At 64.6% G+C, this 18,686-nt stretch carries 26 protein-coding genes; 8 read left to right on the forward strand and 18 right to left on the reverse strand.

Going from position 1 to position 18,686, the window contains the following annotated elements; translation table 11 throughout:
- The first annotated feature begins 1 nt into the window (after window position 1).
- The 6 genes from virB11 (at window position 2) to BSL82_RS19660 (ending at window position 5,987) form a co-directional block, all read left to right on the forward strand.
- Window positions 2-1,006, forward strand: coding sequence for a P-type DNA transfer ATPase VirB11 (virB11, locus tag BSL82_RS19635; RefSeq protein ID WP_013039062.1), 1,005 nt, complete (start codon window positions 2-4; stop codon window positions 1,004-1,006).
- Entirely contained in the window at window positions 990-2,954 is a 1,965-nt protein-coding gene (locus BSL82_RS19640) for a type IV secretory system conjugative DNA transfer family protein (RefSeq protein ID WP_072599041.1), read from the forward strand. Before virB11 ends, BSL82_RS19640 begins: the two co-directional genes overlap by 17 nt.
- 163 nt (window positions 2,955-3,117) lie before the next feature.
- Window positions 3,118-3,813: an LPD7 domain-containing protein gene (locus BSL82_RS19645; RefSeq protein WP_226998768.1), complete on the forward strand. Its 696-nt coding sequence runs from the start codon at window positions 3,118-3,120 to the stop codon at window positions 3,811-3,813.
- Between the two features lie 97 nt (window positions 3,814-3,910).
- Entirely contained in the window at window positions 3,911-4,108 is a 198-nt protein-coding gene (locus BSL82_RS19650) for a hypothetical protein (protein WP_021245304.1), read from the forward strand.
- Window positions 4,108-5,286 carry a nucleoside triphosphate pyrophosphohydrolase family protein gene (locus BSL82_RS19655; RefSeq protein WP_072599043.1) on the forward strand — a complete coding sequence of 393 codons (1,179 nt, stop codon included), beginning with the start codon at window positions 4,108-4,110 and terminating at the stop codon, window positions 5,284-5,286. The genes BSL82_RS19650 and BSL82_RS19655 overlap by 1 nt, the downstream gene beginning before the upstream one ends.
- Window positions 5,283-5,987, forward strand: a complete 705-nt coding sequence (locus BSL82_RS19660; protein ID WP_072599044.1) for a uracil-DNA glycosylase — start codon at window positions 5,283-5,285, stop codon at window positions 5,985-5,987. The genes BSL82_RS19655 and BSL82_RS19660 overlap by 4 nt, the downstream gene beginning before the upstream one ends.
- Here BSL82_RS19660 and BSL82_RS19665 read toward each other — a convergent pair.
- From BSL82_RS19665 to BSL82_RS19725, 15 genes are all read right to left on the reverse strand, one after another.
- Complete coding sequence (locus BSL82_RS19665; RefSeq protein ID WP_072599045.1) at window positions 5,954-6,733, reverse strand: hypothetical protein; 780 nt, start codon at window positions 6,731-6,733, stop codon at window positions 5,954-5,956. The genes BSL82_RS19660 and BSL82_RS19665 overlap by 34 nt on opposite strands.
- Window positions 6,705-7,385 carry a C1 family peptidase gene (locus BSL82_RS19670; RefSeq protein WP_072599046.1) on the reverse strand — a complete coding sequence of 227 codons (681 nt, stop codon included), beginning with the start codon at window positions 7,383-7,385 and terminating at the stop codon, window positions 6,705-6,707. The genes BSL82_RS19665 and BSL82_RS19670 overlap by 29 nt, the downstream gene beginning before the upstream one ends.
- 5 nt (window positions 7,386-7,390) lie before the next feature.
- Window positions 7,391-8,401, reverse strand: coding sequence for an ImmA/IrrE family metallo-endopeptidase (locus BSL82_RS19675; RefSeq protein WP_013039054.1), 1,011 nt, complete (start codon window positions 8,399-8,401; stop codon window positions 7,391-7,393).
- Window positions 8,402-8,403: 2 nt separating this feature from the next.
- Window positions 8,404-8,778: a helix-turn-helix domain-containing protein gene (locus BSL82_RS19680; protein WP_013039053.1), complete on the reverse strand. Its 375-nt coding sequence runs from the start codon at window positions 8,776-8,778 to the stop codon at window positions 8,404-8,406.
- Window positions 8,775-9,044 carry a hypothetical protein gene (locus BSL82_RS19685; protein ID WP_226998769.1) on the reverse strand — a complete coding sequence of 90 codons (270 nt, stop codon included), beginning with the start codon at window positions 9,042-9,044 and terminating at the stop codon, window positions 8,775-8,777. The genes BSL82_RS19680 and BSL82_RS19685 overlap by 4 nt, the downstream gene beginning before the upstream one ends.
- Window positions 9,045-9,288: 244 nt before the next feature.
- Entirely contained in the window at window positions 9,289-9,492 is a 204-nt protein-coding gene (locus BSL82_RS19690; protein WP_013039051.1) for a hypothetical protein, read from the reverse strand.
- Between the two features lie 160 nt (window positions 9,493-9,652).
- Entirely contained in the window at window positions 9,653-9,997 is a 345-nt protein-coding gene (locus BSL82_RS21495; RefSeq protein ID WP_328514173.1) for a nucleotidyl transferase AbiEii/AbiGii toxin family protein, read from the reverse strand.
- Window positions 9,936-10,703 carry a nucleotidyl transferase AbiEii/AbiGii toxin family protein gene (locus BSL82_RS19695; protein ID WP_237267768.1) on the reverse strand — a complete coding sequence of 256 codons (768 nt, stop codon included), beginning with the start codon at window positions 10,701-10,703 and terminating at the stop codon, window positions 9,936-9,938. Before BSL82_RS19695 ends, BSL82_RS21495 begins: the two co-directional genes overlap by 62 nt.
- Window positions 10,696-11,304 carry a DUF6088 family protein gene (locus BSL82_RS19700; RefSeq protein WP_021245567.1) on the reverse strand — a complete coding sequence of 203 codons (609 nt, stop codon included), beginning with the start codon at window positions 11,302-11,304 and terminating at the stop codon, window positions 10,696-10,698. Before BSL82_RS19700 ends, BSL82_RS19695 begins: the two co-directional genes overlap by 8 nt.
- Window positions 11,305-11,483: 179 nt before the next feature.
- Entirely contained in the window at window positions 11,484-12,596 is a 1,113-nt protein-coding gene (locus BSL82_RS19705; protein WP_021245566.1) for a relaxase/mobilization nuclease domain-containing protein, read from the reverse strand.
- The gene (locus BSL82_RS19710; protein ID WP_031291476.1) at window positions 12,589-13,125 is read right to left on the reverse strand and encodes a plasmid mobilization protein; all 537 of its coding nucleotides are present in this window, start codon (window positions 13,123-13,125) and stop codon (window positions 12,589-12,591) included. The genes BSL82_RS19705 and BSL82_RS19710 overlap by 8 nt, the downstream gene beginning before the upstream one ends.
- Window positions 13,126-13,355: 230 nt before the next feature.
- Window positions 13,356-14,303, reverse strand: a complete 948-nt coding sequence (locus BSL82_RS19715; RefSeq protein WP_072599047.1) for a ParB/RepB/Spo0J family partition protein — start codon at window positions 14,301-14,303, stop codon at window positions 13,356-13,358.
- Complete coding sequence (locus BSL82_RS19720) at window positions 14,303-15,067, reverse strand: ParA family protein (protein WP_013849900.1); 765 nt, start codon at window positions 15,065-15,067, stop codon at window positions 14,303-14,305. The genes BSL82_RS19715 and BSL82_RS19720 overlap by 1 nt, the downstream gene beginning before the upstream one ends.
- A gap of 12 nt (window positions 15,068-15,079) precedes the next feature.
- Window positions 15,080-15,256, reverse strand: coding sequence for a hypothetical protein (locus BSL82_RS20830; protein ID WP_013039042.1), 177 nt, complete (start codon window positions 15,254-15,256; stop codon window positions 15,080-15,082).
- Between the two features lie 192 nt (window positions 15,257-15,448).
- Entirely contained in the window at window positions 15,449-15,841 is a 393-nt protein-coding gene (locus tag BSL82_RS19725; protein WP_013849899.1) for a DUF3768 domain-containing protein, read from the reverse strand.
- 259 nt (window positions 15,842-16,100) lie between these two features.
- Between BSL82_RS19725 and BSL82_RS20835 the strand changes: the two genes are divergently transcribed.
- Complete coding sequence (locus BSL82_RS20835; RefSeq protein ID WP_030091328.1) at window positions 16,101-16,451, forward strand: hypothetical protein; 351 nt, start codon at window positions 16,101-16,103, stop codon at window positions 16,449-16,451.
- A gap of 138 nt (window positions 16,452-16,589) precedes the next feature.
- On the opposite strand, the gene BSL82_RS19735 is transcribed toward BSL82_RS20835, so the two are convergent.
- Both BSL82_RS19735 and BSL82_RS19740 read right to left on the reverse strand, forming a co-directional pair.
- On the reverse strand, window positions 16,590-17,111 hold the full coding sequence (locus BSL82_RS19735) for a hypothetical protein (protein WP_013849897.1): 522 nt from the start codon (window positions 17,109-17,111) through the stop codon (window positions 16,590-16,592).
- A 107-nt stretch (window positions 17,112-17,218) separates the two neighbouring features.
- Window positions 17,219-17,383, reverse strand: a complete 165-nt coding sequence (locus tag BSL82_RS19740) for a hypothetical protein (protein WP_013849896.1) — start codon at window positions 17,381-17,383, stop codon at window positions 17,219-17,221.
- A 306-nt stretch (window positions 17,384-17,689) separates the two neighbouring features.
- On the opposite strand from BSL82_RS19740, the gene BSL82_RS19745 reads away from it, so the two are divergent.
- On the forward strand, window positions 17,690-18,124 hold the full coding sequence (locus BSL82_RS19745) for a thermonuclease family protein (RefSeq protein WP_013849895.1): 435 nt from the start codon (window positions 17,690-17,692) through the stop codon (window positions 18,122-18,124).
- 75 nt (window positions 18,125-18,199) lie between these two features.
- Here the strand turns inward: BSL82_RS19745 and BSL82_RS19750 are convergent, their stop codons facing one another.
- Window positions 18,200-18,607, reverse strand: coding sequence for a single-stranded DNA-binding protein (locus BSL82_RS19750; RefSeq protein WP_013849894.1), 408 nt, complete (start codon window positions 18,605-18,607; stop codon window positions 18,200-18,202).
- Window positions 18,608-18,686 lie beyond the last annotated feature (79 nt).

Below are 18,686 nucleotides of genomic sequence, written 5' to 3' on the forward strand. Positions count from 1 at the left end.
CATGCGCGACACCGCCGTCCTTCGTCACTACCTCGAACCGCTTCTTCCGTTGCTGGAGCCAGATGATGTGACCGAGCTCGTCATCAACCGTCCGGGCGAGGCGGGAATCGAGGACCGGCAGGGGTGGCGATGGCATGAGCTGTCCGAACTCGACAGCGAGTGGCTTGGAACGCTCGCCGTCGCCGCGGCAAGCTTCACGCACCAGGACATCGATGGGCAGACCCCGATCTGTTCGACCGTCCTCCCAGGCGGCGAGCGCTGCCAGATCGTAATCCCGTCGGTGACGCCGAGCGGCTGCCCGTCCTTTACGATACGCAAGCCCTCGACCGTAACCCTGCCGATCGACCAGCTCGCACGCGCTGGCCTCTTTGACACGACGCGCGCGAGCGCCCGGGGCCTTACCGAAACCGACGCCGAGTTGGTGGCACTTCGCGATGCGGGCGACTGGCCGGCCTTCTTCAAGGTCGCGGTCGCCGCGCGCAAGAATATCCTGGTCAGCGGTGCAACCGGGTCCGGCAAGACGACCTTGGCGAAAGCGCTCATCCAGCTCATCCCGCCCGACGAGCGACTGCTTACGATCGAGGACACACGCGAACTCATCGTGCCCCATCGCAATGTCGTTCATATGGTCTATTCGAGCGAGGGGCAGGGCCTTGCAAAGGTCGGTCCCAAGCAACTTCTCGAGAGCGCGCTGCGCATGCGCCCGGATCGGATCCTGCTGCAGGAGCTGCGCGACGGCACCGCGTTCTTCTACCTGCGCAATGTCAATTCGGGGCACCCTGGGTCGATCACCACGGTGCATGCCGGCTCTGCGGCGGGTGCCTTCGAGCAGCTGACGCTACTGGTCAAGGAATCCGAGGGCGGCCGAGATCTCGCGCGCGATGATATCCGCGGACTTTTGCGAATGCTCATCGATGTGGTCGTCCAGACCCGGCGCCATGGCGGCCGCTTCGAGGTCGAAGAGGTCTACTTCCACCCGAAGGTGGGCGATGCCGGTGCAGCGTAGCTTCTGGATGATCGGCCTGTCCGTTGCCGGCGGCACCTTATTGTGCTGCGCCATCGCCGTGCTGGTTGCCCTCTTTGGGCTGGGCCAGATCGGCTCTCACACCGACCTCACGGCCTTGCCCGCATGGCTGTGGTACTATCGGGCGGACCCACTGCTTATTCTTTGGCTAAAGCGCGGGGCGCTGGCGGGCGCAGTTGTGGTCGGGCTCCTCGCGATTGGGATTCTGCGCCGCGGGCCGGCATTGCACGGCACCGCCCGGTTTGCGCGCGAAGGCGAGATCCGGCGGGAGGGCCTTCGCGCCGCGTCCGGCATCGTTGTCGGCCGCAAGGCTGGACGTTTCCTGATATTCGGCGGGAGCGAGCATGTTCTGCTCGAGGCACCCACACGAGCGGGCAAGGGCGTGGGCGTCGTCATTCCCAATCTGCTGACCTGGCCAGATTCGGTGGTCGTGCTCGACGTGAAACGGGAGAACTGGGGCGCAAGCGCGGGGTATCGTGCACGGGCCGGCCAGGCCGTGCATCTGTTCGATCCGCTCGACGCGGAGGGGCGGACGGCGCGGTACAACCCCCTGGCGCACATCAGACGGACTGATGACATAGAGGTCGTCAACGAGCTGCAGAAGATCGCGGGCATGCTTTTCCCCGCGCCCGAGCGATCCGATCCCTTCTGGGCGGAGGCCGCGCGAGCGGCCTTTGTCGGCGTCGGCGCCCTGGTCGCATCCAACCCGGGCCTGCCCTTCACCATCGGCGAGATATACCGCCGCCTCACGAGCGGGGATCCCAAGAGCGACCTTCCCGCAACGCTTCAGGAAGCCCGCAGGGTGGGCCAGCGCCTCAGCCAAGCGTGCGTGTCCGCGATCCAGGATTTCACCTCGGCCTCGGACAACACCTTTTCCGGGATCAAGCAGACCATCACCGCGCGGCTCAATCTCTGGCTCAACCCCATGGTGGATGCCGCCACCTCGGAAAGCGACTTCGACCTGCGCGAGGTACGGCGTCGGCGCATGTCGATTTACCTTGGCGTGTCGCCCGACAATATCGACCGCATCGCGCCGATCTACAGCCTGTTCCTGCAGCAACTCGTGGATCTCAACACCCGCGATCTTCCTGAGGGCGTGACCAATGTCCCGGTCCTGGTCCTGCTCGACGAGTTCGCCAGGCTCGGCAAAGCCTCGGTGATTGCGAGCGGCTTTTCCTATGTCGCCGGCTATGGCCTACGTCTGGTCCCGGTCATTCAGAGCCGATCCCAGCTTCGCGCAATCTATGGTCCCGATGTCACCGACGAGATCATCGCCAATTGCGGGCTCGAGGTTGTCTTCACGCCCAAGGAGCTAAAGGTCGCGAACGAACTTTCCGAACGGCTCGGCTTTTTCACGATGAGCGTGAAATCCCGCAGCCGCACCATCCACGGGCTGCTGGCGAACCGAAGCATCTCGGAATCCGACCAGCGCCGCGCACTCTTGCTGCCGCAGGAGCTGATGCAGCTACCCAAGAGCGAGCTCCTGCTCCTCCGCGCCGGCATCCCGCCCATTCGAGGTCGCAAGATTGCCTATTACCGGATGCCGCGCTTCACGCGGCGAGTGATCGCTCCGCCCGTGCTGCCCGCCCGTCCCATCGCGGCAATGCTTTCTTCCCCCACTCCGGCTTTAGAGCAGCACGGTGCTGGCACGCCTGGGCTGAGTGGCACCCGCCGGCAACCGGCGACGAGCTCGGGGAACGCCATACCGGAGGAAATTGCGATGCGGGAAATGACCGAGGCCGAGCTTTCAGGCGCGGCAGAGATCACGGACGACATGCTGGTTCTGGGTGACCTGGCCGAACTGCCGCCGCCGGGCGACGAGGCTGCCGCAATCGCCTTCGTGACGGCGATGGTCGAGCGGGCAGTTTTACCACCGACCGGATCGGCATCCACGTCCCTCATGCAGGAAAGGGCAGCCCATGTCCGCTGAGAAACCCGAGAGTTCGCGGGGCGCTAGGAAGCGCAGCAATGCCATTTCAATCGGTGAGGCATCGCCATCGGGCCGTTCCGAAAAACACGGCCCTGATGCTCCCGAACCCCTGGGAAAGAAGGAAAAGGGGCAGCGGCCGCCCCGATCGGTCTCGACCGGCGACATGCCGGAGACGCTGCAAAAACGCTACTTCTCATCGACCAGCAAATGGTCAGGCGAGCCTGCCTACTTTACGACGGCTCAGGCCAAGGAGCCTGCATTTCGGGACCAAGGGAGGCGCCTTGTCACTTCGAGTGACAGTGAGGAGGTCGTGCGTGATCTCGTCGCGATCGCCCGGCATCGTGGGTGGACGAATGTTCACCTTACTGGCAGCGAGGCCTTTCGCCGGGCAGCATGGCTGGAGGCCAACCGCCAAGGGCTCGACGTGCGAGGATATCGGCCGAACGAGCGCGATCTGCAGGAGCTGGATCGCCTCAAGCTTGGCAATGACCGCAACAGCATCGCGCCGGCGGCCGTTCCGTCAGTCACCCGGGAGTCCGGCCGAGATCAGTCCCAAGCTCACGAGCGCTCGGCTCGATCCCGAGCTGCGGCGTCCGTGGGCAGAAACGAGCGAGCCGCGCAAAGTCAGTTGCGGGTGATCGAAGCGGTAGTGCGAACCGCACTGTTCGACAATCCCGAAGCGATCTCGCGCGTGATGAAGGTCGCGACCACCACACTGCAAAACCACGTTGACCGAGGTGATCAAATTCGTCCTGCCCTGCTCAGGGCAGGGCGCAACAGGAAGGGTCTGGACGTTGCGCCCAACCGAAACGAATCCTCGAGAGTCCATCCACCTGTGCAGCGATCTCGCAGCCGGTAGCGCAGTTTGCCCCGTTTACGGCTGTCGGAGGACCAATCATTCACCGATTGATAAATTTCTGTTTCATATTTTCATGAAACTCTGATTTATTGTTTTCATGAAACAAGTTGAGGCTCGCAGCGATGCCGATGACGAGCATCTTCAAATCCAGGTCCCAGGGGTGACCAAGCGCGATCTTGGTCAGCGAGCGCTCGACGCTCGCGAACCCATCCGCATGATCGTGCTGCGCGCGCTCGAGGCCTACGGCGTAAATGTGCCGCCTGAGGCAATCTCCGACCGTCGGAAGCGCAACTAATGTCAGGCGAGTTCGAGGCGCTGACGATCGACGACTACGCCAACCAGGCTGCCCGGACGGACCAGCGTAGCGGGAAGAGCGCTCTGGGTTTCTCGATGCTCGGATTGTTCGGCGAAGCGGGCAGTCTTCTGAGCGAGGCGAAGAAGAAACAACGCGATGCTGCCTCTTACCTCGGATATGCCGATGCCGTTGCCGAGGAGCTCGGCGACGTTCTTTGGTATTTGGCGGCCGTCGCGCGCCGCAGCGCACTGGCGCTAAGCGACATCGCGGCAAATGCCGCGAGGGGCGACGACGAGTGGCGGGCTGGAAACAACGGTGCCTTGAGCTTCCATGCGCTCCAGCCAGCCCACATTCCGCTAGCCAAGGCGCCCATGCCGCAGTTCGAGCACACGCTGCTCGCGCTCGCCGGCGAGGTCGGCGTCCTCGTCAATAGCTTCCAGTTGGGGACGTTGACGCGAGACAAGGCGATGCTCGCTCGCCAACTCGTGGCGGTCATGCGCAGGCTAATCCAGGCCGCCAACGATTCCGGGGTCACGATCGAGGCGGCCGCCGTCAAAAACCTACATAAGATCTTTGACCGCTGGCCCCGCGAGAAAGTTTATCCGGCTCCGTTCGATGCCATGATGGACCCCGAAGAGCATCTCCCACGGCGGATGACGATCGACGTCTATGAGCGCAAGGTTCGCGGACAGACCTTCGTCTATCAACGATCGAGTGGCGTCTACGTCGGTGATCGGCTCACCGACAATGCGGTTGAACCCGACGATTATCGCTTCCACGACGTCTTTCACTATGCGCATGTCGCGGTCCTGGGCTGGTCGCCCGTCATCCGCGCATTGCTGCGCTTGAAGCGCAAGAGCGACCCGAAGCTCGATGATGCGGAGGATGGTGCGCGGGCGATCCTGATCGAGGAAGGCGTCACCTCGTGGATTTTCGGCCAGGCCCAGCAGCTTCGCTACTTCGACAAGGTAAAATCAGGCGGGCTGCCGCTGGACATGCTCAAGCATGTCCGCCAGTTCGTCGTCGGTTACGAATCCGAACGCTGTCCGCTGTGGCTCTGGGAGGAAGCGATCCTCCAGGGCTACGCGGCCTTCCGCTTCCTCCAGAAACACCGGCGCGGTCGCGTCACGATCGACTTCGCCCATCGTCGCCTGCTTATCAAGGAACTGCCGTCATGACCCCCAAGCATTTCGTTTCTACTCTGGCGGCAACCGAACTTCCTTCCGTTTTCAATCCCTGGCGCGATCGCTGCGCCGTTCATGACCGGCGCGACGCGGCGGCCAAGCGGCGCGATAATCTGGAACGGTTGCTGATCGCTGCCTTGGATGCAAAGGTCGAGACCATCTGGATTGCCCGCGACCTCGGTTATCGCGGTGGCCGGCGCACGGGCGTTCCCCTCACCGATGAGGTCCATCTCGACCGGGCGGGTGCGTTGATGGGCGGCATCGCCCTTCAACGTGCGACGCAAGGCCCGGCGGTCGCCGAGCGGACGGCGGCGATCGTCTGGCGCGTGCTCGAACAGATCGGACAGCCGGTCATGCTCTGGAACGTCTTCCCGTTCCATCCGCATGAAGCGGGCGATCCCTTGTCGAACCGTTGTCATACCCGCGGAGAACGCGAGGCGACCTGGCCTTTGCTTCAAGCGCTGATTGCCATGCTCAACCCCCGGCGCATCGTTGCGATCGGGCGCGATGCTCACCTAGCCCTTGGCGATGTCGGTATACCGACGACGGCCGTCCGCCATCCGAGCTATGGCGGGCAGCGCGACTTCATCGAAGGCATGTTCGCGATGTACGGGATCGACGGTGGCGCTCTCGAAACGCCGCGTCTGCCGTTGGAGGCGCCTTATGCTGCCGCGAGGACTTGCGCACTCGCCTGATCGCAGCGCGCAAAAAGCTGCTGGAGATCGCCGCGATTCCATTTGCCGGTGTCGATTTCGGCGTGGGTAGAGACGATTGTCATTGGTCCGAGACCGACCCCTCCCTCTTTGGCAATGAACGATTGCAACCTGCCCAGCCCAATCAGATTGCCCAGTAGCTTTTCGATGTAGAAATGGTTGCGGTAGAATGCCGTCATGGCGATCCGGCGTTGATCGCCTTTGCCGATCAGCTTGAGGCTCGCGAAGCTCAGACACTGCCCGCCGTAAGGCGAATCGTTCACGTCGCGGGCAGGGTCGAAAACGCTCAGTTCAAACTTGTTGAGCGCGCGCACCTTTGGATTGCGCAGGCGCTCGACGATCCCCCAAATCTGGTTGATCGGCGGCCCGTCAAGTTGGGGTAACTGCATCATTCGCTCGAAATAGTAGCCTGACCAGGCTTCCTTCAACCTGACCTTTGGAAGCACATTGTCCCGGAACCGATCGAAGAAGAGCGGCGCGCCGTGGCGGTGGTAGAGCGCTGCCGGAAAGATGGTGTTGGCGACCGTCTCGATCGGCTTTTTGCCCCGCCCGGCAAGGAAGGCATCGACCTCGGCGACCACGGGATCTGCAAGCGTCGCGCGCGCCGAGGGATCGGCGACGTCGATGATGACGTTGTAGGCTTGGTGGCCGGGGGCGCCATCGACGACGCGCACCGCCTCGCGCCACGCGGAAACGCAGTCAGGCTGCGAGGGTACTGGAAGATACATCGACTGCCTCCATCAAATTCGCGGTGGCGAAGAGCCGCGGCGCCAGGAACCGTTCCGTCAGCCAGGCATGTCCGTCCATGCCCCATCCCGCACCCCAGCTATTGCGAACGAGAATTGCAGTGGCACCATCGACTTGGCCGTGCCCAACCGCGATTACGGCATGACGCTGGCTCGGTTCAGGCTGTTCGTCATTGGCGGGATCGACGATGCCATCGTCCGTCGGCATGAAGAACGAGCGCGACAGCATCGTCAGGATCACGACCGGCCGGCCTTGGTCGAGCAAGGCGATGATCGAGGCGAGGTTCGCTCCGCCCGGCTGGCCGTCTCGCCCATAGCGTTCACCCACGGCGGACGGCGGCTTCCACGAGCCATAGTCTTCGGGGACGGCCTGGAGGTAGGGCCAGCCCTGTTCTTCGGGTTGGCCGTCGCTGCGCAGCGCATCGAGCATCGCCGACAGCAGCGCGCCCTGCGCCGGCGATCGGCCCGCACGCCGCTGCGCTTGGTAAAAGGCGAATTCGCAGGAAAGCGGTGCCCAACCGTCGCGTAGGCCGGCATGGGCATCGCTTGCCGCAAAGGCCATGCAGGTGGGCCGCGCGCCTTGATCGCGCGCAGCACCAAACAAGGGCCGAAGATCGGTCGTGATCTGGATCATAGGAGCTAGGCGGCCTCGAGCAGATGCCGCCGCTCGGCGCGCGAGAGACCTTCAGGTTCGGGGCCGGTCAGGTCGAAGTCGAACGTCAGATGGGCCAACGCTGGCACCGGCTGCCATGGCCGCCGTTCCTCGATCGACATCCGACCCCGCTGCGCCGCCTCGATGGCGGCTGTCACTCTCCGAACGACCGGCCCGCCAATCGCGTCCGCATCGACCGCTTCGCGGTCGTCGCGAACAATGGCGAAGCCGCTCGCGATAAGCTGGTCGAAATCCCACAGATACCCGCCGCCGCTATGTTCCTTGAGCCGGAGCACAAACAGGTCGTTGCGGCTGCCATCGATTCTCGTGCCAGCGTCGCGTTCGGTCAGAAGCCAGACATCGCCGCGATAATTGGCCGGGCGATAATCCTTGAGAAGATCGATCTTCAGCGCGCGCGGCTGCGTCCGCAACAGATCGGTCATGGTCGATTGCGAGATCAGATTGTAGCGCAGCAGCGTCCGGCATGTCGCTTCGTAGCTGGCGCCCAAGCGAAGCGAGAGCTGATAAACCACGTTGGCGCGGCGAAAATCATCGACCTGCCAATCCTGGCGGGCGCTGTGCGACAGGATCAGCCATTTCGGCATCATGAAGGCAATCGCAAAGGCGTCCGCCTCGGTTTCCTGGAACAGCCCTCCGGGCTCCGGCGATGTTGGCATCCGCCGCAAGATGCTTTCGTCATCAAGGCTGGGTTGATGCTGCATCGAGAAATGCCCCAGCTCGTGGGCCGCCGTGAAGCGCTGAATGCTCATCGGCCGCTCGGTCGTAACGAGGACGCCGTGCGCAGGATCGCTCAAATAGGCGCCGAGCAGCCCTTTGAGCGGCCGGAGCAACAACGGCAGGTCGACGGCGTGGATCGCGCCGAACACATCGACGTTGCCACCTTGCTGTTCGATCACTTCGCGCGTGCTCAGCTGCCGATGCAGCCGCCCAGCGGCCATGGCCCCGGCTCGAACCGCGCTCGCGTAGTCGAGCGCCATGGTCAGCCTTGTCCTCCGCCCGACCGTGCGCGCAGATAATCGGCGAAGCGGCCAAGCTCTTCGCGGTCCTGAGCGGACAGATCGGCAACGCGCCGCGCCAGATGCGCGACATCCGCCGGCAAGCTGGCCGAGGTTTCGTCCTCACCAGTGAAATAGCCGACCGATTGACGATAGAGACGCGCGAGGCGGGTTAACTCGATCGCTTCGACACGGCGCTGCCCGTTCTCGATGTCGGTAAGCCCCGTGCGCGGGATCTTGAGATAGGCCGCGACCTCTTCCTGCTTGAGGCCAAGATATTTCCGGGCCTCGCGCAGCCGTTCGCCTAAGCGCCGCCGCTCCTCCTCGTCGTCCTCGTGACGCAATGCGAGATTGGTCATGGCTTCGATCCTTTCTTGCGAATCCATACGCGCTCGATCTTGGGAACGAGATGTTCGAGCGCGGCTTCGATCGAACTGTAGCCACCTGTGCGGACGATACTTTCGCGCAGCTCGAAGCCGACAACCGGTTCAAGCGCGCACAGCGTATCGACGACCGACAGCGAATCCATCGGAATAGGCGCCTTGATGATCTCGGGATTATCGGGGGGAAGCGGAATGCCGCGTACCTGCGCCTCCGCTTTCGCCACTTCGATGAGCTCGGCCACGAGCGCCGCGATGACGTCGCTCTTGGGGAATGCTACCGTAACCGGCTTGGTAGGTGCAATTGTCGCCATCTACACCTCGCACGATTTGCCTACATGAGTTGTATATAGTGTCGGATATTCCGACATGCAAGACAATATCTTTGATCGGAGGCCGCCACGGCTCGATCGATATCGTGGGTCTTTTTCTCCATGTTGGGCAGACCGGACTCTCAAAAGAGGGCGATCTCCCTCGTGCGTTAGCCCATCACACGGGTGGATTGATGTCAGCCCAATGGGTGACTTCTTCTAGGATATGCATGCTTTCGGGATCCTCCCAGCCTTCGCGGTCGCTATCCCATCGCCCGATCACAGGGAGGTCAACCTCCCAGAGCAGCAAGCGACGGCCATCTTTCCGGTCTTCCGGCAATGTCGCGATCGGCTCCCAAGGGATGTGCTTGGCGGTGATCATGCAAGTTCCCTCGCTCGCTTCCATTCGTGCCGCATTTAGCTCATCTCTGTGCAGGCACGAAACTCAGCTGGTTGTGGATTTAACATAATCCTTATTATCAGTCTTTTATTGTTTTATTTCAAATACTTAGTTGGATAGCTCTTTCGCAACGCCCCGGGCATTAGCGCCCGTTAATCGCCGCCTCTATCGCCGCCAGCCCTTTCATCAGCGCATCGAATTTCGGCGGCGCGGCCATGAACATGTCCGCCATCGCGCTATAGTCCCGATCAAGCTTCTCCAGAACGGCTCCGTCAGGCGAAAGGCGCAGTGTTCCAAGCACCGCCGTGTCGTAGGATGCTGACTTGTCCGCGAACATCAGGCTCTTGTTGTGGACGACCTGCTCGAGCAACTCGATCCGCGCCAGCGCTTCGGCCGTGACGCCGGCCTGGTCAAGCATCAGCACGTCATAATAATGGCGCGACATGCCCTCGCGCAGCTTGCCGTTGTGATGGATCGCAGGAAGGATCGTGACCTTTTCCCAGAAGGTCCCGCGCGACGGCGAGCGCTGGCACTTCGGTCACCGCATCAGGCAGCTCCTCGCGAAAGTCCTCGGCCAGATAGGGTGATATGGGTCGGAGCTCGAACGGTTCGGTGTCGCCGCGGGCGCCAAATTCGAGCTTGATGCGCTGCTTGATGTATCCGCTTTCGTCCGCACCGCCGTAATTCTCGCCATAGGTGAGCCCGTAGCCCGAAGTGCGCGGGTAGACGAAGAGCAGCGTCTGTTCGTCCTCGTCGTCGGGATCAAGGACGAGGCTCCAGCCCTCGCTGGTGCCGAGAGCGGCTTCGATTTCGCGCGCCAGGAGCGGCATTGCGACGGTCGCGACATAGGCCTGCGCCGCCGTCTTGAGCGCCCTGGTCCGGCGCTCGCGCTCCTTGCCGGTAATGTCGTCGTCCATCGGCGACGCGACGTCCATGAGCAGCGGCGCCGAGCGGCTAATGGTGAGGTCGATGTCTTCGGAGAAGCGCTCGATGATCCCATAGGCCTTCGACAGCGACGTCCCGCCCTTGAAGGTCATATGACCGGCAAGGTCGGGGCACATGATCAGGCGGCGCAGCGTCCAGCAGACCCAGAAATCCTTCTCGATGATGATGGGCGTGAAATCCCGCCGCGCGGCGGCTTCATCGATATAGGCCCGGCGATCCTCGGCCGGGCGGCGCGCGAACTCATCCATTGCGGGCGGCGCCGATCTTTAAGACGACGTCGCCCATCCACCCGGGCATCTCGGCCCGGGCCTGGGCGAGCATCCGCATGTCGCGATCATCGAGACGGGCGGCGAAGTGCCGGATCTTGTCGCTGTCGATGTTGTCCTTCCCCAGATGCGCGAGCGCCTGCACGACCGCGTTGACCGAGTCAGGCGCATTGTCGAGCACCGGTGCACGGCTGTGCTTGAGCGTCAGGCTGCGCCCGCCCGCTTGCCTGACCCGGGTCCGCCCGGTGGTGGCATAGCTGGCCCGGGCGGGAACCTGGGTCGATAGCCCGAGCCTGTTCGCCGCCGCCGCGCCCGACGGCGCGAGCTTGTCCCCGCTCTGCGTCGAGAGGGCCTTGGCGACATTGGCGGGATCGGGACTGAGCGCCCCGAGCTTGTCATGCTGGCGCGGATAGTCATAAAGGCCCCGGCCGATGCGGCGGATGTCGCCGGCGCTCGCGAGACGCGACAGCGCCATGTCGACCGACCCGCGCGTGCCGAAGTCGACGAAGTTCTTGGGCGTGAACACCCAGCCGCGGCCCTTGCCGCGCACACGCTTCATGATCCGATCGGCTACCGCAGACATTGGTCGATGCTCCTCCTTGTTAGATAATAGCACGCTTTTTTCTAACAAGCTATGAGCTAGATTTTACGTATAACATCCCTGTTTTCCGGGAGATTCTTTCGCACTCATAGATAGGACTGCTCCCTTGTAGGTAAGTCCGGAAAGCCGCGCCCGAGTCGGCGAAGCTAGCGTGGCCGACATCATCGCTCGCGGTCCCGGCCTTGCGGCGGCCGCTCGTCCGTCCCCGCAGCACCATCCTGCGGCGGGTGTGTCCGATCCTGCGGCGGCCGCTCCGATTGCAGGATCTCCCGAGCACGCGCGAGCCGCCGCGATACTGCCGGCGGCATGGCCCCCAGGAATCCGGCAACCTCTTGCGCCAAGGCCCGGTCTTCCTCTTTCCCCGTAGCAGCGAGCGCGACGGCGGCCTCGGCATAGGCGCCGCGGATCTGCTTCTGGCGGGAAAGCGCCATCACATCTTCCGGTCGGCGCTCCTGGTCGGCCGCGCGCGCGAAGCTTTGCGCCCGCAGCTCGTTCAGCTGCTCGAGATTGAGCCTGCGCCGCTCGGTTCCGAGCCGGGCATCGAGATGGAGCGCGGGCGAGCGGACCCGCTTCTGGACATGACCACGTGCGCGCCGGGGCGTCGCTTCCGCCGCGACACCGCGCGCGCGCAGTTCGTGCGCAAAGGTCTCACGCATATGATGGAGGTCTGCCTTGCGCGGATTGAAGCGTGTTCCGTCCGCCCCTTCCGTCGCCACCGTCAGATGGACGTGGGGATGATCGGTGTCGGTATGGAGCGCCAGCATATAGGCATGGTTCCCCTCGAACAGGATCCGCGCGAACGCCTGCGCCGCATCATGGAGCGTCTCGGCGTCGGTCGATCCCCCGGGCATCGAGAGCACCAGCGACATGGACGTCGGCCGCTCCCGGCCATGTTCGTTCATGGCCTCGTCGAGCATCGCCCAGTCCTGAGCGATCGCCTTGAGCCGATCCGGCTCGGTGATAATCTCGCCCTCGCTCGATCGGACGGCGAGCTTCCCGTGGCGCGCCACATAGCCGAAATGCTCGGCGACATGTTGAGCGCCATATTGCTTGCCGGAGACCTTCACCATCACCTCGGGCGCCTTGCGCACGATCCGCTCGAGCTTGGCGCGCGCCTCGGCCTGGCCCATCGACATCGGCCGGGCGGCCCCGCTCCCGCTTCCGCCCGGTTTGATCCGAACATACGCGCCGCGCAGGGTCCGCTTGCCGCCGACCGGCGGCCGCCAGGCTTCCATCAGGCTGGGAAGCGGCAGAACCCCCTCCTCCTCACGCATCGGCCGTGTCCCAGTAGCGCAGGTCGCCCTTGAGCGCGGCTCCGAGACCGGCAAGCGCCTCGACAATCTCGGACCGGAAGCTTGCGACCCTGGCCGCTTCCCGCGCGACGTCGAGGCCGGATTCGACCATCACCGAGGCGTTGAGCGCGCGGGTTGCCTGGTTGAGGTTGATCCCGATCCGATTAAGCTCGCGCCACGCTTGCGCGACCGCCGCTCGCTCTTCGCGCGGCAAGGGTGCGTTTGCGCGCAAGTGCCGCGCCAGCAACGTGGTGATCCAGTCGGTACGCTTCATCCCCAGCGCATCCGCCGCGCGATCGAGCGCGGCGATTTCTTCCGGGATCAGCCGAACCTCGACCCGGCAGGTTGCGCGCTGGCGGGCGCGCGGCGCCTGATGCTCCTCCCCCGCCTCCATGGCCAAGGCGTCACCGATCAAGCGGCGCAGCAGCGCCGAGCGGCCGCCCGATACCGCCGCGAGCGCGGCGAAGCGCTGGGCGACATCATCGTCGAGCCGAAAGGTGAAGACGGGCATGTGGCCAACGCTATTGTCATACATCCCCGGCGCCAAGCCTATCCGGCCCTCACCTTTACTCAACTCATCTTATAGTCTGCTTGGGCAGACTATCACTCTTCGGTCAGTGAACCCCTCTCGAATATCGATCGTCCGCAGCAAGGGGCGGCACCTTCGGCGCCGCCCCCGCCCGTCGACACGAAAAGGGCCGCACCCCGAAGGGTACGGCCCAAACCATCGTACAAGATAAACTACGAACGCGGAGGAGGCGGGTCAGTTGTTGGCAAGGCCTCGCTTCTCTCGCCGGTCGGACCGATTGACGAGGCAGCGACCTCCCGCTCGCGGCCATCCTCGAAAATCACCGTGACCAAAGGCGCCAGCGGGAGCCACGCAGGGAATCCGTCGACCAGAACCGGTAGTCTCGGAGATCGGATCGGCGCGGAGGGTTTGTCCGTGAGGCCCGATCGAACCGGATCGCGGTCGGTGGGCCCCAATGGCTTTGCCACAGGCGCCCGCGGAGGGACCGGCGCCGGGTGCGTCTGCTTGAGTTCGGCGATGAAGCGCGATCCTGCGGCGAGCGTTGCCCCGGCGTCGCCCCAGCTGGCGACATAGGCCTCGACCTCGGCAGGGTAGTCCCTCGCCGTCCGGTGCAGATCATAGAGAAGGCGAATGGGCGCAAACGGCAGGGCCTCTTTGAGATAGGCCGGCATGTCGCCATAGGCGGCATAGAGCGAGACGAACTGCTTGGATCGGCCGAGTGCCGCCGCGATCTCGACCTGGTTCATCCCGCCCTTGAGCATCCGGGCGATCGCATGGGCGAGCTCGACCGACGACAGATTGGCGCGCTGGTCGTTCTCGACGATCTGGTCGGCCAGCAGTTGCACCCCCTCGCCGACCGGCACGACGATCGCGGGGATCGTGGCAAGGCCCGCCAGCTGCGATGCGCGGAAGCGGCGCTCGCCCAGACTTATCCGGTGCATGCCCTTCGCGTCGGGCGGCGTGACCGTGATCGGCTGCAGCACGCCGCGCGACGCGATCGAGGCGGCCAGCTCAGCGAGCGCGTCATCGTCGAAGCTGCGCCGGGGATTGCCGGGGTCGGGCAGGATGCGCGCAAGCTCGATATCCTCGACCCGGCGCGCCCGTTCATGGCCGCCGACAAGAAGTCCGAACTCCTCGATGCGCTCGTCGAACTTGCCCATCAGGCGGCCACGACCTCCTGGCTTGTCATGCGCCGCTCGATCTCGGCGAGCACCGCGCGGATCTCCTCGGCCGCCGCCTTGGCGCCGCTGCCGTTCTCCTGCCATACCGGACGATGATTTTCCGCGGCATGCTTGTAGGTCGGCCGCGCCTTGATGAAGGCCGGGAACATGAGCTTCTCGCCGACCGCATGCGCGAGCTTCACCGCATTCTCCATCTCGCGCCGGTCGAACGGATTGACCATCGAGGGGAGGAGCCCGAGGAAAGCGATCTTGCGGCCGGCGCGCGCGGCCTCGGCCTTGCGCAACGCGGTCAGCAGCATCTTGGCGCATTCGACCGAATCCTCGGCAACCTGCACCGGGGCGATCACGGCATCGGCGACCGCCATCGCGCTCAACGTGAGCTCGTCCCACTTGGGACCGGTGTCGATGACGCAATAGTCGAAATGCGGGCGGAGCGCCGGGAAGCGCCCGATGAAGTCGCGCACATCCTGCGCCGCCTTGACCATCTGCAGGCGGGGATCGGCGCCGAGCACGGTCAGCCCGGCCTGCCCGTCGGCGCTGAGCGCAGCGGCAGGATCGAACAGGTCGGCGGAAAACCCGCCCTGCCGCTCGCCGCCCAGGCGCCGCGTCGAGCTGCCCTGCGGGTCGAGATCGACGAAGGCGACGCGGCGCTCAGGCGGTTCGGCGAGATACCAGGCGAGATGGGTGGCGAGGAAGGTCTTGCCGACCCCGCCCTTGAGCAGGCTGACCACGATCGTCTTCATGACCGCGGCACCTCAGCAATAGTCGTCCGGACCATCGCGCAGGTTGCGCTCATAATGATCGCGCGAGGACCAGTCGCCGCCACCGCCAATGCCGGGACCGACATAGCGGAACAGATAGACGGTGAGGGCGAAGCAGCCGAACGCGAAGAGAAACGCGTGATCGGGATGCGCGGCGAAATATGCGGCCATGATAGGTCTCCTTGGAGCCGGTGAAGGGCAAAGCGAACGGCGCCACTGGCGCCGGCCACGCGCAATCGCGCGGCATCTCGGACCCGCGCCCTCCCCTCCCACATTTGCGGACGCGGCGTCCGTTGCCCGCATAGTCTGCTCAAGCAGACTTGGGCGGGCCATCCCCCCGGTCGGGGGGATGGCTGCGCCGGATCAATATTCGTCGGCCAGCAGGATGGTGAGCACGCGCGTCGTGACCTCGGGGTTCGCGGCATCCGCCGAGCCATAGGCGAGCTCGAGGTCATAATAGTCGATCTTCCAGTAGAGGATCGCATCCTCGAACTCGAAGCGGCCGAAATCATGCTCGCCGATCGGATCGTTGTCGGGCGTGAAGCTGTCATAGTCGCGCACGATCCGGATGATCTCCGCGCGTCGGCGAAAGCCGCGGAACAGGGCGACCTCGCCGATCAGCGCCGCAACGCCGGCGGTCATCACGATCTGGTTGCGGCCCGGGCTATGGATGGACCGGCGAAGCGCGTCATTGAGTTCGGCGACGCGGGCGATCCGCTCGGCCTGGCTCATCGCATTCGGGGAGGATTGGGACATGAGAACGCTCCTGATCTGTCCAGCCCCGCCCGCCGGGGCCTTCCGACAGGCGTGCCAAGGGCCGGCGGCAGAGCGCGGCCGAGCACCCGCAGGGTCGCAACGGCAGTGGAGAAGCGCGCGGAGCGGGCTTGCACGGGCGCGCGCGCCGGCCAGGCGAGCCGACAGGAGGAAGGTCTTGGCGGGCGGGATCGCGAAGAGATGATCGCGGTGTCCCGATCCTCTGGCTCCGCGGAGAGCCCGGCGCTATCCTCCGCTCATTATGACGAGCAGCGCCACTCTCTTCCGCCTTGCCCCGGCCTGGACCGCGTCACTCCAGGCGATGCGGCTGCGCCAGATCCTCGTCCGATCGCAATGCCGCCGCTGCGGCGGGTTGATGCGCGAGGATGTCGATGCCCTGATCGGGCTCCATGGAGCAGGCGCCAGCCTCATCGACCGGCAGGCCCGATGCCGCATGGTCGGCTGCGACGGCGCGGCCTATTATCTCGCGGCGCGCGGCCATGACCGTCCCTGGCACATATTGCTGCACGATGAGCACCTGCGCGCAGGCCTGGCCAACTGCCCTCCAGCGCGCGGCGCGACCGGCCGGGCCATCGTTTGCGCGCAGGGTTGAGAAGTGCGAGCAGCCACGGCAGGGATCGTCACCCGAATGGGCTGAGACTTGGCACAAGGCTCAGGGCGAAGCCTAGAGCCCGGTCCGGCCGCGCCGGAGCCGCCATTCTCAGGGCATAGATGCAGAGAAATCCGACTTTCAGACGGCAACCGCCCGTCGCAGATTGCCAAGTGCAGAACACAATTTCTGCGATACCTTACGGAGCTGCTGAAGCCTCTCCGCCGCCTCGTTCTCTTCGATCACGAGCGTCGAACGATCAGCCTGCCGTGCCCGGATCGCGATCACACGAAAGATGGCGGCCCATCGACTGGTCCGTTCGACTGTCAGCTTCGCCTGGCCATGGGCGAGCATCGTGCGCAGCCCTTCCTGGTGCCGAAATTCCGCCAGCAGGCTCGCGACACCCTTTCCCTCCACGGAAAAGGGGCCGCCCTCATTGACGAGTGCAGCAAGGTCATCGAGCCGTTGCCCGACCAAATGCCGCAGCTTCACCGACTGTCCTCGTCCCGGCTGAGCGCTCAGATGCAGCAAAGTCTCGGTAACGGCCACCTCCACCGAGGCGAAGCATTGCAGACAGGCACCGCGCCAGGCGTTCACCTCCTGGGTGATACGCGCCCACAGGGCATCATCGCGGGCATTCGCTATCTCAGCCTCAATCGTCATTATCACAGCATAGTCGCGGCATCTGAACAATCGGTTCTCGTCGTCGGCGCAAGCCGCGAGCGAAGCGAGGGGAATAACCGGGAGCCGAGCGGCTCCCGGACGAGCCGTCAGGCAAAGGGATCGAATTCGGTGACGATGGCGACGCTGCCGTCGGCGTCTTCGGCGGTGATGACACCATAATGCTGCCCGATCGCGATGACGAAGGTGACCACCATGAGGCTGCGCGAGAGGCTGAAGGCATGGCGGCGTGCGATTGCGATGTCGGTGAACATGTCGAGGCTCCTTTGCGCGCCGGCGGGTTCGTCCCGCTCGACAGGCGCCCGATGTGTCCGGCCGGTGGCCGCGATCACTTTTTCGGCTGTAGGCCCAAAAAGCCGTAGCGAAGCGACCGGACCCCTTGCGGGTTGATCGCAAAAGGTCACCGGGTGGACCAAGGATCGCGCCGATTGAGAGCGGGCGAACCCGCCGGCCAGGAGGCCAGGTCCCCGCCGATGTCGCGCCCCACCCCTTGCCCTGCCTGCCGCTCCATCCAACGGGGTCCGGATGACAGGCCGCCGCTTGTCGGTTAGCCCCGCCGGATGCTGTTCCCGCTCCTGCTTGCCGCCGCCGTGGTCCCCAATGGTCAGACCTTCGCCTGCACACCGACGCGCGTCTGGGATGGCGATGGCCCGATCTGGTGCCGCGAGGGCGCCCATGTGCGGCTCGCCGGCATTGCCGCGCGCGAGATCGACAACAGCTGCCGCCCCGGCCAGCCCTGTCCGAGAGCAAGTGGCCCGGCCGCCCGCGATGCGTTGGTGCGCTTGCTTGGCGGACCGCGCGGCCAGACATCCACCGGGCATATCCGCGTGGCTGGCTCCACCATGCGCTGCGTCTCGACCGGCGAGGCCAAGGGCAACCGGACCGGCGCCTGGTGCAGCGCGCCCGGCATCGGCGATCTCAGCTGCGCGATGATCGCTACCGGCACCGTGCTGCGCTGGGAACGCTATGCCAAGGGGCGATGCCGATCCCGCTGATCCGCTTGGGACCATGCCGCGCCTGAACAGGATAAGAGGCCCGGCGGCGATGCCGCCGGGCCGCCCTGTCCGACCTCAGAACGGGATTTCATCGTCCTCGGGCTCGTTGCCGCCGCCGCTATTCTCGTTCGACTTGGCGCGGGTGAGGAAGGTAACCTCGTCGGCGATGATCTCGACGCCGTAGCGTTCGATATTCTCGCTGTCGGTCCAGCGGGTGTAGTGGATACGGCCCCGGACCATGACCTTCATGCCCTTGTCGACATATTGCTCGACCGTCTTGCCGACGCCGTTGAAGCAGGTGATCCGGTGCCATTCGGTGTCCTCGAGGCGGCGATTGTTGTCGTCGCGCAGGATCTTGCCGTTGCTGTCGCGCTTCGGGCGCGAGGTGGCGAGGCTGAAATGGGTGATGCGGGTGCCGCCCTGGGTGGTGCGGGTTTCCGGCATGCCACCGACATTGCCGGCGAGGATGACGAGGTTCTGCATGGCTTGGGTTCCTTCGATGTGGGTCCAAGGGACCGTCCCTTCGACTGATCCCCGGCCAAGGCGGACAGGACGGCCCATC

It is taken from the genome of Tardibacter chloracetimidivorans, assembly GCF_001890385.1.
In the GTDB taxonomy this organism is placed as follows: Bacteria; Pseudomonadota; Alphaproteobacteria; order Sphingomonadales; family Sphingomonadaceae; genus Tardibacter; species Tardibacter chloracetimidivorans.

Excerpts from the sequence above, each read along its gene's own strand:
- virB11 (WP_013039062.1), top strand. The coding sequence starts at position 2 with ATGCGCGACACCGCCGTCCTTCGTCACTACCTCGAACCGCTTCTTCCG.
- BSL82_RS19640 (WP_072599041.1), top strand. The coding sequence starts at position 990 with ATGCCGGTGCAGCGTAGCTTCTGGATGATCGGCCTGTCCGTTGCCGGC.
- BSL82_RS19645 (WP_226998768.1), top strand. The coding sequence starts at position 3,118 with ATGCCGGAGACGCTGCAAAAACGCTACTTCTCATCGACCAGCAAATGG.
- BSL82_RS19650 (WP_021245304.1), top strand. The coding sequence starts at position 3,911 with ATGAAACAAGTTGAGGCTCGCAGCGATGCCGATGACGAGCATCTTCAA.
- BSL82_RS19655 (WP_072599043.1), top strand. The coding sequence starts at position 4,108 with ATGTCAGGCGAGTTCGAGGCGCTGACGATCGACGACTACGCCAACCAG.
- BSL82_RS19660 (WP_072599044.1), top strand. The coding sequence starts at position 5,283 with ATGACCCCCAAGCATTTCGTTTCTACTCTGGCGGCAACCGAACTTCCT.
- BSL82_RS19665 (WP_072599045.1), bottom strand. The coding sequence starts at position 6,733 with ATGTATCTTCCAGTACCCTCGCAGCCTGACTGCGTTTCCGCGTGGCGC.
- BSL82_RS19670 (WP_072599046.1), bottom strand. The coding sequence starts at position 7,385 with ATGATCCAGATCACGACCGATCTTCGGCCCTTGTTTGGTGCTGCGCGC.
- BSL82_RS19675 (WP_013039054.1), bottom strand. The coding sequence starts at position 8,401 with ATGGCGCTCGACTACGCGAGCGCGGTTCGAGCCGGGGCCATGGCCGCT.
- BSL82_RS19680 (WP_013039053.1), bottom strand. The coding sequence starts at position 8,778 with ATGACCAATCTCGCATTGCGTCACGAGGACGACGAGGAGGAGCGGCGG.
- BSL82_RS19690 (WP_013039051.1), bottom strand. The coding sequence starts at position 9,492 with ATGATCACCGCCAAGCACATCCCTTGGGAGCCGATCGCGACATTGCCG.
- BSL82_RS19695 (WP_237267768.1), bottom strand. The coding sequence starts at position 10,703 with ATGGATGAGTTCGCGCGCCGCCCGGCCGAGGATCGCCGGGCCTATATC.
- BSL82_RS19700 (WP_021245567.1), bottom strand. The coding sequence starts at position 11,304 with ATGTCTGCGGTAGCCGATCGGATCATGAAGCGTGTGCGCGGCAAGGGC.
- BSL82_RS19705 (WP_021245566.1), bottom strand. The coding sequence starts at position 12,596 with ATGCGTGAGGAGGAGGGGGTTCTGCCGCTTCCCAGCCTGATGGAAGCC.
- BSL82_RS19710 (WP_031291476.1), bottom strand. The coding sequence starts at position 13,125 with ATGCCCGTCTTCACCTTTCGGCTCGACGATGATGTCGCCCAGCGCTTC.
- BSL82_RS19715 (WP_072599047.1), bottom strand. The coding sequence starts at position 14,303 with ATGGGCAAGTTCGACGAGCGCATCGAGGAGTTCGGACTTCTTGTCGGC.
- BSL82_RS19720 (WP_013849900.1), bottom strand. The coding sequence starts at position 15,067 with ATGAAGACGATCGTGGTCAGCCTGCTCAAGGGCGGGGTCGGCAAGACC.
- BSL82_RS20830 (WP_013039042.1), bottom strand. The coding sequence starts at position 15,256 with ATGGCCGCATATTTCGCCGCGCATCCCGATCACGCGTTTCTCTTCGCG.
- BSL82_RS19725 (WP_013849899.1), bottom strand. The coding sequence starts at position 15,841 with ATGTCCCAATCCTCCCCGAATGCGATGAGCCAGGCCGAGCGGATCGCC.
- BSL82_RS20835 (WP_030091328.1), top strand. The coding sequence starts at position 16,101 with ATGACGAGCAGCGCCACTCTCTTCCGCCTTGCCCCGGCCTGGACCGCG.
- BSL82_RS19735 (WP_013849897.1), bottom strand. The coding sequence starts at position 17,111 with ATGACGATTGAGGCTGAGATAGCGAATGCCCGCGATGATGCCCTGTGG.
- BSL82_RS19740 (WP_013849896.1), bottom strand. The coding sequence starts at position 17,383 with ATGTTCACCGACATCGCAATCGCACGCCGCCATGCCTTCAGCCTCTCG.
- BSL82_RS19745 (WP_013849895.1), top strand. The coding sequence starts at position 17,690 with ATGCTGTTCCCGCTCCTGCTTGCCGCCGCCGTGGTCCCCAATGGTCAG.
- BSL82_RS19750 (WP_013849894.1), bottom strand. The coding sequence starts at position 18,607 with ATGCAGAACCTCGTCATCCTCGCCGGCAATGTCGGTGGCATGCCGGAA.